Source organism: Arenibacter nanhaiticus, assembly GCF_900141935.1.
Taxonomy (GTDB): Bacteria; Bacteroidota; Bacteroidia; order Flavobacteriales; family Flavobacteriaceae; genus Arenibacter; species Arenibacter nanhaiticus.
Map to the genome: position 1 here is coordinate 1 of NZ_FQYX01000029.1, position 16591 is coordinate 16591.

13 protein-coding genes, 1 tRNA gene and 1 pseudogene are annotated in these 16591 nt (G+C 38.6%); 4 read left to right on the forward strand and 11 right to left on the reverse strand.

Going from position 1 to position 16591, the window contains the following annotated elements:
- Positions 1-536: 536 nt before the first annotated feature.
- From BUA16_RS14625 to BUA16_RS14665, 8 genes are all read right to left on the reverse strand, one after another.
- Entirely contained in the window at positions 537-1331 is a 795-nt protein-coding gene (locus tag BUA16_RS14625) for a cation efflux transmembrane domain-containing protein (protein ID WP_072765499.1), read from the reverse strand.
- Between the two features lies 1 nt (position 1332).
- A complete protein-coding gene (locus tag BUA16_RS14630) occupies positions 1333-3516 on the reverse strand; it encodes a TonB-dependent receptor (protein WP_072765500.1) in 2184 nt (727 codons plus the stop codon).
- Positions 3517-3583: 67 nt separating this feature from the next.
- Entirely contained in the window at positions 3584-3994 is a 411-nt protein-coding gene (locus BUA16_RS14635; protein ID WP_047788656.1) for a Fur family transcriptional regulator, read from the reverse strand.
- A gap of 964 nt (positions 3995-4958) precedes the next feature.
- On the reverse strand, positions 4959-5357 hold the full coding sequence (locus tag BUA16_RS14645; RefSeq protein ID WP_072765502.1) for a hypothetical protein: 399 nt from the start codon (positions 5355-5357) through the stop codon (positions 4959-4961).
- A gap of 11 nt (positions 5358-5368) precedes the next feature.
- Positions 5369-7897, reverse strand: coding sequence for a type IV secretory system conjugative DNA transfer family protein (locus BUA16_RS14650; RefSeq protein WP_072765503.1), 2529 nt, complete (start codon positions 7895-7897; stop codon positions 5369-5371).
- 105 nt (positions 7898-8002) lie between these two features.
- Positions 8003-9418 (reverse strand): toprim domain-containing protein, encoded by a 1416-nt coding sequence (locus tag BUA16_RS14655; protein WP_178338891.1) that lies wholly within the window; start codon positions 9416-9418, stop codon positions 8003-8005.
- A gap of 194 nt (positions 9419-9612) precedes the next feature.
- Positions 9613-10443, reverse strand: coding sequence for a hypothetical protein (locus BUA16_RS14660; RefSeq protein ID WP_072765505.1), 831 nt, complete (start codon positions 10441-10443; stop codon positions 9613-9615).
- 122 nt (positions 10444-10565) lie between these two features.
- Entirely contained in the window at positions 10566-11789 is a 1224-nt protein-coding gene (locus BUA16_RS14665) for a hypothetical protein (RefSeq protein ID WP_072765506.1), read from the reverse strand.
- Positions 11790-11850: 61 nt separating this feature from the next.
- On the opposite strand from BUA16_RS14665, the gene BUA16_RS14670 reads away from it, so the two are divergent.
- Both BUA16_RS14670 and BUA16_RS14675 read left to right on the forward strand, forming a co-directional pair.
- A complete protein-coding gene (locus tag BUA16_RS14670; RefSeq protein WP_178338892.1) occupies positions 11851-12690 on the forward strand; it encodes a M23 family metallopeptidase in 840 nt (279 codons plus the stop codon).
- Positions 12691-13372: 682 nt separating this feature from the next.
- Positions 13373-13495 (forward strand): annotated as a pseudogene (locus BUA16_RS14675) (JAB domain-containing protein); the annotation flags it as partial.
- A gap of 483 nt (positions 13496-13978) precedes the next feature.
- Here BUA16_RS14675 and BUA16_RS14680 read toward each other — a convergent pair.
- Positions 13979-14052, reverse strand: a tRNA-Met gene (locus tag BUA16_RS14680).
- Positions 14053-14194: 142 nt separating this feature from the next.
- Between BUA16_RS14680 and BUA16_RS14685 the strand changes: the two genes are divergently transcribed.
- Both BUA16_RS14685 and BUA16_RS14690 read left to right on the forward strand, forming a co-directional pair.
- The gene (locus BUA16_RS14685; protein WP_072765508.1) at positions 14195-14578 is read left to right on the forward strand and encodes an START-like domain-containing protein; all 384 of its coding nucleotides are present in this window, start codon (positions 14195-14197) and stop codon (positions 14576-14578) included.
- A gap of 54 nt (positions 14579-14632) precedes the next feature.
- Positions 14633-15478 carry an aminotransferase class IV gene (locus BUA16_RS14690; RefSeq protein WP_072765509.1) on the forward strand — a complete coding sequence of 282 codons (846 nt, stop codon included), beginning with the start codon at positions 14633-14635 and terminating at the stop codon, positions 15476-15478.
- Here the strand turns inward: BUA16_RS14690 and BUA16_RS14695 are convergent.
- Positions 15475-16035 (reverse strand): YqgE/AlgH family protein, encoded by a 561-nt coding sequence (locus BUA16_RS14695; protein WP_072765539.1) that lies wholly within the window; start codon positions 16033-16035, stop codon positions 15475-15477. The genes BUA16_RS14690 and BUA16_RS14695 overlap by 4 nt on opposite strands.
- Before the next feature lie 113 nt (positions 16036-16148).
- Complete coding sequence (locus tag BUA16_RS14700) at positions 16149-16421, reverse strand: HU family DNA-binding protein (protein WP_072765510.1); 273 nt, start codon at positions 16419-16421, stop codon at positions 16149-16151.
- Positions 16422-16591: the final 170 nt, after the last annotated feature.

Genomic DNA, 16591 nt, shown 5'->3' on the forward strand with positions numbered 1-16591 from the left:
GTAATAAAGACGGAGACCCCTTATGTGATAGGGGTATTGGAATAAAATTAAGAGGATGAACGGTAATACAATAACTAAGCTCACCAAGAATAGTAGATTTGCTTGGATCACAAAACAATGTAGGTGGACATTACCCATGTATCACATCGGTTAGCAAGTGACCAGGCTTATTATAACTTATAATCATACAGATGCTGGTGACCACTTCTGCTAAGACGAGGATCACATATAGGATGCCGAGCAAGTTATATGGTATTGAATTTTAAATGATGCACAGCCTCATTCATAATTCAATACGCTTAAAACTAATATTATGAGATAGTTAAAGGATAAAATATTAACTTTAGAGAACTGGACTAGTGCTTTTCATAGGATACATTGTTGTGCATAGTGCTTTTCACGTTTTGCTTGGTTTTCCGATGTTTGTTATTTAGTTCTAAATTGAGCGTTGGCAAGACATATTCTTTTACAGTTTTGGTGGTGCGATGGCTTGAGCGACTGTAAATGTGTATGGCTTTCAGCGTTGGCAATTCCGATTACTTACTTAATTTCAAAATCCGAAATGCACCTTGTATTACCACTATAAAAACGATTGTTCCGATAATCAAATCAGGTTTGTTGGAATTTAGCCAATTCACTAAAATTCCTGCGATTATTACTCCCAAATTGATAATCACGTCATTGGAAGTAAAAATCATACTCGCTTTCATATGTGCCTCTTCTTTGCTCTTTGACTTTTGCAAAATGTAAAGACAAATTCCGTTTGCGATAAGTGCTAAAATCGAAACGATAATCATCGTTGAAAAATCGGGAAGTTTCTCGGCTCCAAAAAATCTTCTCAACACTTCCACAAATCCGATAATCGCAAGTGTTATCTGAAAATAGCCTGCAATTTTTGCAATCCGTTTTTTCTTAATCAACGTTCCGCCAACCGCAAACAAGCTAATTCCGTAAACAAAACTGTCGGCAAGCATATCCAAACTATCGGCAACCAATCCCATTGATTTCGAGATGAGCCCTGTGGTCATTTCGATAATGAAGAAGACAAAATTTATCGCCAGTACAATCCAAAGTAGCTTTTTTTGGTTGGTGTTTTCTACAAAATCTTTTTTGTTGGTTTCTTCGGTCGAGATTTTCTTTCCGCCTAATTTTAATTCGATAATTGACTTTTCAATTTGGTCGTTATGACCATCGTGAAAAACGGTCAATTTTCGGTTGGGAATGTCAAAATCGAGATTTTTGATTTCTTGGATTCCATCCAATTTCATTCGTATAAGATTTTCCTCGGAAGGACAATCCATCTTACTGATTTCAAATATCGTTTTGTTCATTTTAGTCGTCATCTTCGTTTCCAAAAGGTTTGATTATTACTCCAACGCTAAATATAAAACCGTCTGTTGGTGCATAAATTTCGGAAAATTCTGGATTGTCGTGTGGTGGCAAAACCAATGGCGAAAACCTGCTTTGTCTTCTGTCCGTAAAGTTTTCAAAATTCACAAACGTTGTTCCCCATTTAAAATTTCGCATTGCCACAAAACCCATTGTTATGAAGTCGGTTGTTTCTGTTCCATTAGACAAAAATTGTTTTCCTGTGTAAAACGTTTCGTAACCGATTCGCCATTTTTCAGATTCGTACATCAAAACACTTCCTGCGTTATGTTTTGCAGTTAGCGGTTTTTGTGGATTTCCAGCCAAATAATTCAATTTTGTGTCAATGAGTGCATAATTCAAGAACCAACGAAAATCTTTATAGGTAAACTTGATGTTTGTTTCAGCACCTTTGCTCAAAATTTCATCTGTTGCATTCTCAAATTGGAAAAATCCATTATCAGTTGAATTTAACAGTAATGCATCATTAATCGCAGTTACATAAAACAGTTGATTAATAGAAAAACCAACGGTTTCAAATAAACGTGTTTGATAGTTGAAATCAAGATTTACACCGTAAGAACGTTCCGCATTTAGTGAAGATTTATCAATACCAAGTACATTTTCAAAATTGATAAATTCCGCCTCTTCTGTAAAAATATCTGGAATTTTGTAACCTAATCCACCACCAATTCTGCTCGAAAATCCACTATCGTTTTTGTATAGCAATGAAACTCGTGGAAGCGGAAAAAAGCCAAAATCAGTATTGTAATCTGCTCGCAATCCTGTTTCCAAAATCCAATTATCCGAAATGTCATAAATGTTATTTGCAAATGCTCCATAAGTTATATCTGTTTGGTCGCGTTGCAAAGTTGCATTATCATTTTCATCAAAATCAGAAGTATATAGGTTTGCTCCAAAAATCCAATCTGTTTTATTGGCTGACTTTTGATAGTTTATTTCCGTGAATGTATTGGTTTGTTTACCGTCAAATGTAAAATCGGGAATGGTCAGTTCTCTGTCGAAGAACGAGATACTATTTTTGATAGTTAATGAACTGACGGAATCTATTTGAGTTTCGTAAACCGCTTGACTGCTCAATCTTTTCGATACGTTTTCTTCGGTATATTGATGGATGCCATTTTCGCCACTTTCAATTTTTGTGATGTCGCCACCAATTCTGTCGTCATACGTTCCGTTTAAGCCAAACCAAAATGTTGTTTTTTCCGATGGATAATAAAAGAACTTTGGGTTGAATGAAATCGAAGTTGTTTTTGGCAAGTTACTAAAGTCATCATCTTCTGGGTCATACGCTTTTTGATAATGACCTGAACCATAAAGTGAAACACCAAATTTTTCATTCCGTTTGCTGTAAAATACATTTGCTGTACTTCCCAGAGCTTGGGTTTGTGTCAACATAATATCCAAAGCAGGTTCTTCGTCTGGTGTTTTGGAAACCATATTTATCAAACCTGCAATTGCACCACCACCATAAAGCGTTGATGAACTTCCTTTTATTATTTCAAATTGTTTTAAGTCTAATGGCGGAATTTGTAAAATACTCAAACCGCTGGAAAAACCGCCATAAAGTGGAAATCCATCTCTCAAAAGTTGTGTATAGCGTCCATCGAGACCTTGAATTCTAATGTTGGTATTTCCGCTACTTAACGAAGTTTGTTGCATCTGTATGCCTGTACTTTCTCGAAGTACCATTGAAATATTTGTCGGGTTCATTACTGCTTTTTCGCCTAATTCTTCCGCTCCAATAAATTCAATTCGAGTTGGAATTTTTCTAACAGTTCGTGTACTTCTTGAAGATTGTATGACAACTTCGTCAAGTTCATTACCTCCAGATTCGAGCTTGAAAGCGAACTCCTTTTTTGTTCCAACATCAATAGTAGTTTCTATGGTTTTGAAGCCTATGTATGAAATTTTTATAATGTGGTTTCCATTTGGGATTTCTGTAAATGTGGCAATTCCGTAAAAATCTGTTACTGCTCCTTTTGCTAATTCTTCAAAATAGACGGTAGCACCCAATAATGGTTCGTTGGTTCCTGCATCGCTAACAGAAATGGAAATATCGCTCGTCTGTGAGAACGATATGATTGATACGAATAAAAATAATGTGTTTAAAAATATGTTTTTCATCTGCTTATTCTGATTTAAAAGAATAGTACAAATGTAAATTCCTTTTACTGCAACTCGATTGCAAAGATTACTTGTTGCAGTTGTCGCACAAGCCTTTTACAACCATATTAGCTTGTTGTAGTTTGAAGTTTTGAGGAAGTTCAATTTGAGGAATTGGAACATCGAAAAGGCAGAATGTTTTATCGCAGTTTGTACAGTAAAAATGATAGTGCAAATCCTTTGGGTCGCAGTTACAGCCTTTGGCACAAACCGCATATTTGGTCATTCCAGAACCATCTTCAATGCTGTGGATAACTTTGTTTTCCTCAAATGTTTTCAGCGTTCTGAAAATCGAACTTCTGTCAGTATATGCCAATGCGTTTTCAATATCTTTTAAAGATTGGGCTTTTTCTTGGCTCAAAAGATGTCGTAAAACCACAGTTCTGACTGCGGTGTTTTTTACTTTTTTTATTTTTAGGATTTCTTCTTCAGTTTGCATTTTCCTAATGTATCATTTTTTTCGAGCGTTGGCGAAAAACAGCTCTTTTATTTTTTTAGCGTTGGTATTTCGCGTTGGCAAAAAAAATAAATGTGCTGTTTGTGCGGTTGGCTTTTTTAGTTCAAATGTTGAATTTTAGAACGATTTTTTGCATTATGCACAACGTTTTAGCTATGATTTCGGTCTGGGAATCCGACAGGATTTTACATGATCGGAATCGTGCTGGAATAAAAGTAAGCAATTTTATCTTTTGGAAAAGGCAAGACTGAATTATAGGTATTGTTAGCGGTTGCTTGCTGCGCTGACCATACCCCAGAGGAAAAACTAATGGAACAATCCCCGGGGATTTGCCGCATATTCAATCCGGCGCATATCTGGGCGGACATAAACAAAATTTAATCTTCTATAAAACTTTGGCAGATACTGGCAAGCCAAAATTCGAACAGCGTACTGCTTGCGTACTGGCGGCAAAAGGATGAGCCCTGTCGTTGCTCTATTTTAAATCCCAATACCTACTGAAATCCTGATAGTGCGATTTACAGACCGTAGTTTTTTTGCTGCCCTGATAAACGTACTGCTTTCGTACCGATTGGTAAAACTATAGGGTAGGCAGCAAAAAAAGGAAGTCCCGATGCTGCTCTTAATTTTTATAGCAAGTTACCGCTAACGTACTTGTATAGTAACAAGTTACTATACATCTATTTTAGAATTAACTAATGTAGGGTTTTTTTTATTAAAAAAGAAGCTGTTTTATTTGAGGCAATCAACATGGACTATAAATGGTATGAAAGGGTAGGATTAGGCATCAAGCTTTGGTAAATTGTAACTACACTTATTGAAAAAGAGTAAGGTTTACAACAAAAACTCTCATCGTTGTAGGATAGCAGGATAGGGGTAGGGGAGAAGGACTCTCCCCCTTAAATATTGTTGTCCATTGAAGTGACAGTAGGTTGGAGGATCCTTTTTAAATCTTCTTTTTAAACTCGGTCAAAGCAGTTACGATAGCGGCTTCCATTTCCTTGTATTCCTCTTGTACATCGGCTTGATAGACGACATTTTCACCAATATTGGTCTTTGGGATAAACTCGTTGTCTTCCGTAAGGATCCATGCCGGATTATACCCTAGGGAATAGTAGTATAATATCAATTTGATGGTTGTTAAGGAGATGGCCCCACGTTCTACATTGACCAAGGTATTGTAGTCCATGTCAAATCGCTCTGTAATGGCTTTTATGGAAAATGCGCTCGTACGCCGATTACCGGTATCTTTCGTTATCAGTTCTTCACGTATCAATTTTAATCGTTCACTGATGTAGGTAAAATCCTCAGTAGGGGCTTTCATCAGCTCGTATATGTCTTTCATGTTTCAAATTATTAATTTTCCATATCCATTATTATAGGAAAGCTGGAGAATAAGCTTTCCAAATCTTTCTCTGTAACATTTCCAGGCTCCAATTGATTGGCTTCGGTAAACTTTCCAAAGTTAGGTATTTCATACTGCTTACGGAATGAATCTGCCAATGCCTTTTTGGCCCTGCTATGAAAATCGGTAATAAAACCCTTGGCGATAAGATCGTTTTTTTCCAAAGACGTACCTATTTCACCGCCTATCTTGGTTTTATCAAATATCGGTAACTTGGGTTTTTTTCCTGTGCATCGAGAATACTCCCGTTCCACCAGAGTATTGATATCCTGGATCACTTTCATAAAATTTTTCTCCAATACCCTGTTTTTTTCCTGTTCTATGAACATACGGTCCACTAGAGCGGTAATAAACTTTTTTATAGAATTTATTGTATCGGTATCTTCTATTGTAAGGCTCTTTAATTTATGTAGGTGGTCAAATAGTTTTATTTCACGGGCTATTGGGATAAACTGCATTTGTTTTATAGGGTTACTGTACCGTTCCTTGGTAAATTGATCGAGGTACTTGCCATAGAACTTCCTATGATCCCTCTGACCAAAATCCAGATGTTTTATTACTTCAAAAAAATTGAGATTTTGTAGAACGGTCATTTTGGAGGCTACCAATTCCTGATGGTGTTTATTTATAAATTGGGTGGGTGAAGGTAGTTCGTATTTGTCCTGTATTTTCTTTGCCTCCATGTTGGGCTTTAACAATCCACAACATAGTTTTTGTGTTATCGGGTGCTCAAAGGTATCCGCCACAATACCTGCAAAATGGCCAGTGGACATACTCGTTATCTTGCTCTTTGGAAGCAAGGACGATAGGATGGTGCTAAAATTGACCGTAGTATCCTGGTTAGAAACCGCCTTGCTTCTTTTTTCCTGATGGATACGGCCAAAAATTTCACTGATCCGACGAGCGGTTTCTCCTTTCGCAGCACCACTGAAGACATTGGAGCAATTGTCAAAAATGACCTCTGCCAGTTCTCTGCCGTAATCGGCTATTAGTTGGGAGATACTCTGTATGCCCAGTACGGTGGCTACGTAGTGGGCCCGTCCGGTATCGATAATCCTACGTAGTCCCATAATGAAAACGGTGGGGAGTTCATCCAAGATCAGACCCATTGGCCTACACCCCGGTTTGTTCACCACCTGTAGCGCTTTGTTAATGTACAGTCCAATGGGCGCAGCGTATATTTCAGAGCGGTCGGGATTGTTTTGGATGCAGACTATTTTTGGGCTTTGCGGGTTGTTGATATCCAATTGGAAATCGTTACCGGTCATGATATAATAGATTTCCTTGCTGGCCAACATCGAAAGGGAAATCTGGGCACTGGCGGTCTGTCCAGCCAATTGCTGACCTGCTTTTCGCTCCATGGCATCCTTGAAGGGAATCATTAAACTACGAACTTCTACTTCCTGCATCATAATTTCCAAGAGATATTCTATGTTTATGGTAGATAAGGTAATCACATGGGGTAGGGTACAGATGTATTCTCCTGTTTCCTCGGATTTCTTTTTTAAATACCAGATGAGTCCCGCTACAAAACTAATGGCGCTTTTGGAGAAAAAATCACCGCGTTTGATCCATTCCCTGTTCAGGTTCTTCATGATAATAGTAGCAGCATCCGAAGCGTCCGTCTGGTTTTGCATCAGGTAGGGGTCTATAGGATTACAGCGGTGCGATTTCTCAATGTTGTCAAAGCTCAAGATGTAAAATTCGGGTAGCCTATGTAATGGGTCCGCTTCATGAGGTAGCTCCTTTTTACGGCGCCAATAATTGTAGGCGATTTTACTAAGAGTATCAAACTTAAAATCGTAGATCAGCATGGTATAGTTTTTTGTGATCATCTGTTCTATGATCTCTTCGATCAAGGCAAAGGACTTCCCACTACCTGGGGTGCCTATGACCAACAAAGCCCGAAACAGGTTCACGAAGTTCACCCATCCTTTGCGGAGTTGCCCCCTATAGCGATACTCATAAGGTATGTTTACAGAATATTTGGTATCTATCTTTTCTTCCATTTGCCGGAAAGACTCGTTCTGTTCGTTAAATGGATCTTCCTCGGCTTCGTTGGTAAAGTCCATAACTTGGAATAAGTGAACGGCTCCTATAACCGAAAATAAAAACCCAATGCAGTACAAGAAAAGGGAGTACCCAAGTATGGGAATTTGGTATGCCTTAAAATATGCCGTAATAAACAGTAGTAGGGCGCCGAATGAAAAATATACAAATCCGGTGACAAGGGAGCTACTTTCTTTTTTCCTGGGGTTATAGAGCATAACGCTCCCCAAAACAATCAATAGCAATAAGGACCTGCTGAGAAAAGGCTTTTGTAATGTCTTGAACCGTCCTAAAAAATCATGAACCATTCCGAAAAGGGGCGAATCCAGTTCAAGGTATTGCAGCAGTGGGTAATATGGGATAATCCCCAATATTACAAAGAAACTTACTGAAAGTAGCATGGCCGAAAATGCCAAGTTCTGGTTGTTCATAATGGTATCGTTTTGTAAACACGCCTTCCTTTCAAGGTTTTATAAGTCGAATATCAAGCTGGTTAAAAGAAGCATTACCTTTATCGATGTAATCCAAAAAGCATCCTACCGGTCCATTTTAAGGTATGGCGCATGATGGTCTCTCATTAGGTCCTTTTTCCAAGTGATCGGGACAAGGGATGTTCGCTTAGTAAAATGCTCCTTGATATAATTAAAGGGAATCGTTTCGCTATCCCCTGGGCCAAATTCGCATCTAACACAGTCATCGTTAAGGGCTTTAATAGTTCCTATACTGCCGGGGCTATGGTTTCCTAACCAGACTTTTATAGTTATTTTATCTCCAATGGCCATGATATTGGGGGCAACGGTTTCCAACTTATGATAAATTTCCTTACTGGAATCCATGAGGTCTTCGTTCCAGTCTTTTCCAATTGATTTATGGACGGTGATGTTAAAGGGTAAATAAACAGAGCTAATGGTTTCTATAAGTGCCTTGAAAGGATGTTTTTTTCCCTCCTCCTGAGGGAAGTCCATCATCTCCTTTAAGGAGAATTTTAACACTATTTTATCATGGGATTTTATCCATTGGACCAAACTCCTTTGTACCATGGGAGTTATTGTTTTCGCTAAACGCTGTGTATGAATGCTTAATTTATTTCTGCTACCGTCGGAGTAGTTAATGGAAAAGTCAACATCTCCGCGTCGAAACAGTGCTTCTGCCTGGAGATCCTGATTATGAAAATTTAATAGACTTGTGAGCAATTTTATATCGAACTCGTATCCCTTACTATCGTTGTCCATGATAGATTTTATGATCGTCTTGTTGGAATCGAAAAAGGGGGCGGTTAATTGATTGAAAAAAACGAGTTTTTGGGTGTAGACGTTTCCGCTGAAAGAAACATAAAAATATTGAGGGCTTCCATGGAGTTGGTGGTAGGAGAGTAGGTCTACGGCGCTTTCAGCTACTACTATGGCAGAGGGACATTTTATGGGGGTGGAATAAAATAAGAAATGGTCCTTTCGGTTGAGCACAAGACGAAACTTTTTTATTCTATTCTCCTTTTTGCTCCTATAAGACTGGTTAAAAAGCATGTAATTTTGTGGCCTGCCCGCCAAATCGTATTTGGGAAAGGCGATGTTCGCTATTTTACGCCCATTCTTTTTATTGGGGTAGGCATTATAGATACGACCGCAAAAGTTTACGCTCTTTAAGGTAGCTATAGAAATTCCTCTTTGATTCAGTAGGTAAGCGGGATTTTCCAAGGGGGCAATAGTAAAACGTAGCTCCAAGGGTTTGTTTTTGGAAGTAGTCTGTCTTTTCTTTATGGGGATACAGACCGATTGCTCGCTGATATTCGCAATTTTTAGTCCTTCCCGAACGGCCACGTAAAAGTTGTCGCTCCGCTTTAATAGGTATTTGAAAAAAAGCCCCTTATCCTGGGAATCATTGCGATTGAAATAGGTTACCGGATCTCGGCCGATATGCAGTACAATGCGATCCCTAGAATTTTTAAACTCCATGGAGCTCGCACTTTTCTTTATTAAACTATAGTCATTTCGATGAAGGAAAAAAGGAAAGTTAACCTCAGAATTGATTTTTGAGATTAATCTTTTATAGTGTTGTGGATCATCTATGTAATTTGGCCCATTCATGGCGAAGAAATAAAAGCCGACCTATGTTGTAGGCCGGCCATTGGTTATTTGCAAAAAAAAACCTACCCGTTTAAGGTATTGTTAAGCTGATTCTTTTTTGTTTCAGCAGGTGTCGACATAGTTGTCTTTTGTTGTTCTATTGGTTCGCAATTTCTATAAAGAAAACGTTGGCTCTTTGCACTCCATCTTACCCTATAGGTCAAAGGCCCTTTTTGCGTTTTTCGTATCGTTATATGCACCTCTTTGCCCTGGTTCAGTTTTTCCGCTTGGGATGCGGTTAGCTGTTGGCCCAGAACATACATATTGGCAGATACGGTAGACTTGGTGCGGATGTTATTTAGTTTTGGCTCATAATAGGCTAGTTTTTGAAAGGTCTCCCCATCCAAGGAACTTCCTGTAAACAGGACGGTCTTCCCCTCTTGCACCATGGCATGGTATTCCTCCTTGGTGAACTGGTACCCATAGGCATTTGCTTCCTTCCATTTAACAGGCTCGGTGCGTTTTATCTGCACGTCCAATTTGGAACCATAGATTGGGTGGTAGAGCATTTGAACCATCTTTACGGTTTCTTTTAATTTTCCGTCTTTTATATAGGTGGTCGTTATTAACGCTTCCTTGCCCTCCAAGATATTCTCTTGAATATTATGCGCTAACTTTTCAAAACTTATATAAGCTCCTTCTAACCGTCTTTTGGCATCGGCCATAGCGAATTGTTGATCCTTGGTTTTTCGGACTTCCACATGAATGCTGTCTATTGACATTTCAAAGGGAGGATGGTTAATGGTCTTTATTTTAAAGGTGGCATCATCTGTGGATACGGCTTCACCCTTGTGCCATACTTGATTGACAAAGACGAATACTTTTTGAACTGTATTTTCTACTTGATTTTCCATTTTTGAGTGATTTTAATTGTTACGGAATTTGAATTTGTTACCTTTGAATAACTTTCAGATCAGGAGTGATTTGTGAGTTACGGAATTTGAAGAAAAGAGGGCGGGAGCGTCCTCTTTTCATTTTAAAGCGCTATTCTATATTCTTTCAATGGCACCTCCTTCCCTTCATTGACCTGGTTGCACGTATTTTCCCATTCGGCATTCCAATTCGCGGATCGTGGTTTTAGAATATCGACCGTTTTGTTTAGGTAGTTTTTGTAATAGGACCAGACGAAAACCTTGATCGCGTGCGATTCTATAGGCAATCGCACCCTAAGGTCGCCATTGTCCTTGGAAATTAGAATACTGAATTTGTTGAGTATGTTTTGGTCGAGGATTTTATTGTACTCCAGCATTCTTTGGGCCAATGCCTTGTTATAACGCCTTATATGATCGTATAATCGGGTAAAGGATCTATCAGTTCCAATGGGGAACCGTACCATAAGCGTACGGTCGGTATGGGTCAGTCGCAGCTTGGAACCCTGTAGGTAGGTGAGTAATTGCAGGTCCCGTAAATACCCATCTATCTTTCCTTGGCCCGTGAAACTCAGATACAGTTTATCCACTTTTGTAATCCGCTGTATTTGGAATAGTATATTGGTGGTCGTGTGATTAAGGGTGCCCAAGGCGAGATAGACCACATTTTCCAATCGGAATTTCTTGTGGAAGGCCAGGGCTTCCTTGGGGTTGCTAAATAGAAATAGACCTTCTATTTTCTTGGGGATATTGGAATACCATAGGGAGTGCCCAATGGCCGACTCCCTATAAGGGACTACCTCCTTGCCCAAATCACGGAAGTAGCCGCAGATCTCATTCTGTAAATTGAACAGTGGAAACAGGGGATCTCCTTCCTCACTGAGGTATATGCGCTCGGAAAAAGGGCCGTCATTCTCTATCTTGTTCAGCTCCTCATTCAATGGCTCTTCCATTGGTTTTCGATAAGAATGAAAATGGTTGAAATCCATTCCAACTTTTTTAAACCCAAGGTTTGGGTTATTGGCTATGAGAAGGGATTTTTTTTCCAACACTTGGTCATAATACTTAGCAACCTTGTCCCAAATCAATTCTTCTTTAGCCCCTTCCATTTTGGATACATGATCCGTAATTAGGTCTGAGGCGGCAAGTTTTTCCTGAGGGCGTTGTACCGTATAATAGAAATATCCCTTCTCCGTGTGGATGGTTATGCAATGCTTCCCGCCCTTTTCAAATAACAGGTAGGTGTCCTCAGAGCGGAGGAGTTGGAACCCTAAATATTCGAAAAGGTTGGGGAGGTGTATTAGGTGGTCTTTTGTAAGCCAGTTGTCCATAGAATATTAATTTTGTATTAATATGTATATAATTAGTATTTTTGTATATAAATACAAATATATGAAATTTTTCACTTCCTTTGGTTTTTGGAGTAAAAAAGTCGGTGCTAAAGAGCTGGAAACCAATATGGTTTTCGGAAAAGCTGACTTGGGCTACTTTGTAGTGCTCATGGTCATTAGTCTTTTCTATGTTGTTCAGAATAGTCCGGGTAAATCTGTCCAGCAGCTGGAAGATGCCGTGAAAACGATGAATTTATATGAGGAACGTTTAAAAATGAACTTGCATTCCAGCAGAACTGCAGGGGAGGGTACAGAAAGGGAACGGGAGCGATTGTTGATGGCTATCGAAGAGCGAATAATAGGTTTTCTGTATCGCATCCCGGATTACTCATACATGGGCTCATTGGAGACATACCTAAAGTACCGGCCAAATTTGCTAGCACAATTTCCCGCTGCCGTACCCTTGGGAAAAGGCGATTATTCAATTTCAAGTAACTACGGCAGGCGAATTCATCCCATTTCGGAAAATGAGAAAAAACATTATGGGATCGATTTGGCCGCCCCAGCCGGAACAAAGGTGCATGCAACAGCATCTGGTACCGTTAAGGAGGTCGTGTATTCCAAAAAGGGGTATGGTACCTATATTGTCATGCGGCATCGTTTTGGTTTTGAAACTTTATACGGGCACTTGGAAAAGGTGCTGGTCTATAAAGGAGAGACGATAGCTCAGCACCAGATTATTGGTACGGTAGGGGATACGGGAAGTTCAACGGGGTATCATCTGCACTACGAAATACTAAAAAACAAAAAGAAGATCGATCCGCGACCTTCCTTTGAGCTAAAAATGAAGATCTATGATGAGTTGTTCCTTAGCAACTCCGGAACAAAAGGAGTGGAGTAGGAGTCTTCCATTTATGGATTCTTAATTTTATAGGCTCCTGGTTCCAGAATCTATCGATCCCAACTACCAGCCTGTTACTTATTGGTTCCAATTAGGCCTCTATTGTTTTATGGGGATAAATTCAATCCCGGTTTTTATTAGATCGAATATCTTAGTAGGTCGAAGGAATTGCCGAGACCTAATAAGTCAATTTTCATGACTATGCTGCAAGTTAATCAAGCCGCCTTTGCCCAGTCCATGTAGTATTAGAAAAAATAAGGTATCCCTCCTATCGGGGGAACCCACCGCAATTTTTTAAAATCTCCACATGGACTTATCCGCACCGCTGCGCTGCTGTTGATTGTGTTGGCCGCATAATCTTAAAAATTTACTATCATGGAAAAATAATGGCTATTTACAAAAGGACCACTCTACCTACGTTTAAGATAACCGCTTCCTGTGACGTGAGAACTTTCATTTATCCTTACTTCGAGGATATTTTGGACGATCACGAGGAAGTGAACCGGTCATTCATCTGAACCGAAAAAATCAGGTGGTAAACGTTCACCATCTAACCTCTGGAACCGATAGCGGATGCCTGATCTCGGTAAAAGACGTACTCCGGCAAAGTAGTACTGATTAAAACAAGTAGTATAATCATGGTGCATTAATCACCCTTCAGGGAACTTAAAATCCCTCGGAAGCCGATAAGCAAATCTCAACCAAATTGAAGGATGCTTCCAAATTATTGGATATCTCCACACTGGATAGTATCATCCTAACCAGGGAAGGATACTTCTCCTTTGCTGATGAAGTGCTTTTATAGGCCCTTTTTTTATTTGTGTTTTGTTTCACTGTATTCGGAATGATGTTTTGCTAGTTTCAGGAATTTTTTTATCGAATAGAACAAAAAAAAAAATTATGCCTAGAAAAATTCCTAATAAAATATAACAGCTATATAATACGGCGACTAATTAATTAAGAAAAATAATATAAAGCGGATCTTATTATTGTATAGAAAAGAGAAAAAGACGAGGCGGGATAGAGTGAAATTATTCAAATTATTCAGGTTTTTAAAAGATGTGTTATTCTAAATGCGAATTTTGAATTATAAAATCAGGGATCAATTGGCTATTGAAAAACCCTTAAAAGCACAACCGGAAACAGTTTAATGGCAAAAGAAAAAGACGTTTTGAAAATGTATAAGTTGTTGGATAATAGGCAATATAGGGGTCAAAATGTTTTACCTATGTTTTACCTAATAAAAAAACCCAGAAGATGAATCTCCTGGGTTGCCTGTATTTACTAGTAGCGAGAACGAGAGTTGAACTCGTGACCTCCGGGTTATGAATCCGACGCTCTAACCAACTGAGCTACCTCGCCGTGTTACTGCTATTGCTTAGCGGGTGCAAAGATAGTTCTATTTTTCAATTGTCAAAATTTTTTTTAAAAAAAATATTCTACCCCCATAAATTTTTTAATCATGTAGAAATATATATATTGTCCGACGTAAATAAGATTAAGGATGAACGATAAAATTAAATTTGAAGTTGAGTTTGTAATACACGCTTCTCCGCAACTACTATATCAGTATATTTCAACTCCATCGGGCTTGTCCGAGTGGTTTGCAGACAATGTAAATTCTAGAGGAGAAATGTTTAGTTTTATATGGGACGGTTCCGAAGAGGAGGCGAAGTTGCTAAAGAGAAAAAGCGATGAGTTCGTAAAATTTAAATGGCTTGCCGAAGAAGACGATAGTTTTTTCGAAATGCGAATCATTGTCGATGAAATTACCAAGGATGTTTCCTTGTTTATCACCGATTTTGCCGAAGAAGGCGAGGAGGATGAAGCTAAGATGCTATGGCAGAACCAGGTATCGAGTCTAAAGCAGGTTTTAGGTTCGGCCTAGTCTCTTTTATTGAATAAAATGTATCTTTGGCCTTGATAAATCAAGGCTTTTCTTATGATTAATTTTAATGGCAACTTACATTCAAAAGACTCCTATTTTTTAAATCAAGAAAATAGGGGGCTTCGTTATGGCGATGCGTTGTTCGAAGCAATTAGGGTTGTGAACAACAAGGTGTTTTTTTTGGAAGACCACTACCTAAGGCTAATGGCCTCTATGCGGATTCTAAGAATGGAAATTCCCATGAATTTTTCCATGGAGTTTTTAGAAGAACAAATATTGGCTACCGTTAACGCTAACAACCTACAAAGTAAACCGGTCAGGATCCGCTTTACCGTGTTCAGGAACAACGGGGGCTTATACCTTCCAAAAACCAATGACATCTCTTATATCGTAGAGGCTAATGCCCTAAATACACCGTTTTTTATATTAAATGAAGGTGCGTACGAGGTGGAGTTGTTTAAAGATTTTTATGTCAATGCAGACATGCTTTCTACTCTAAAGACCAATAATAAGATCATAAATGTTGTTGGGAGCGTTTTTGCAAGCGAAAACGGATACCAAAACTGCCTGTTGCTCAATCAAGATAAAAGAGTGGTAGAGGCCCTTAATGGCAATGTGTTTTTGGTAAAGGGAAACCTGATTAAAACCCCATCGGTAAAAGATGGTTGCTTAAATGGTATCATCAGGAAAAAATTGATCGGTATCCTTGGCGCTTTGGAAGGGTATGAATTTGAAGAATCGGCTATTTCCCCATTTGAGTTGCAAAAAGCTGATGAATTGTTTATCACTAATGCTATTGTAGGAATACAGCCGATAACAAAATATAGGAAAAAGGAATACGGTAGTACTGTGGCAGCAGATTTGTTAGGAAAGCTTAACGCTGCAGCTAGGTTGAATTAGTTTAAATTTGGATTTTCCGGGGCATTCGACCAAATAAGGTAATTGCCCCCAAGTTCTACCATTTTTTCTTTCCAAAAGGCATTGGGCGATTTTTGAATGATATTACTTTCATATACATTCTCTACTACTATCCAAGACTTAGAGCTTAGCTCTTCATTCAATTGGAGGGAAGACCAGCCAGAGTACCCTAAAAAGAAGCGGATATCATCTTCGCCAATAATATTTTGATTGATCAGGTCGACTATGGACCCAAAATCTCCGCCCCAAAATATACCGTCCGATATTTCGATGCTGTTTTCAATTAGATGAGGAACCTTATGAATAAAATATAGATTGTCTTGTTCTACAGGACCACCGTTATAGACTTTAAATGGTGTCTCAATTTCCTTTACAAGGTCGTTGATGGTGTAATCTAACGGTTTGTTAAGGATGAATCCAATAGAGCCTTCCTCACCGTGTTCTGCCAATAAAACAATTGATCTGTTAAAGGACACGTCTCCGTAAAGAGTCGGTTCAGCAATCAAAAGGGTTCCTTTTTTTGGTTTTACTTCAACCATCATTTAGTAGTTCTAGTCTCTAAAATAAAACATTTCTTTTTAAGTCTAAAGAATTTTTCAAAAAAAAAAGCACCTCTTGGAAGAAGTGCTTTTAAATTATCGGGTAATTATGACTAGTTTACAGCGTTGCTTAAATCAGCTCCTGCTTTAAACTTAACAACATTTTTAGCTTCAATTTGGATTGTCTTACCAGTAGATGGGTTTCTTCCTTCTCTAGCATTTCTTTGAGAAACTGACCAAGATCCGAATCCTACTAGAGAAACTCTATCGCCTTTTTTCAATGAACCTTCAACATTTCCTAAAAAAGATTCTAATGCTTTTTTTGCCGCAGCTTTTGTAATGCCAGCATCAGCTGCCATTGCATCGATTAATTCTGTTTTGTTCATAATTTTGTTAAATTAATTGTTATTGTTTAAACTTTAATACTTCAACAAATTTATACGGATTTGTCAGTAACGCAAGTAAAATAGGGGGAAATCCATTATTTTGTTAATAACTTTGATTGTTTGTTAATAACGTAAGAGGTTTTTTACTTTTCCCGGCACCCTCAATGTAC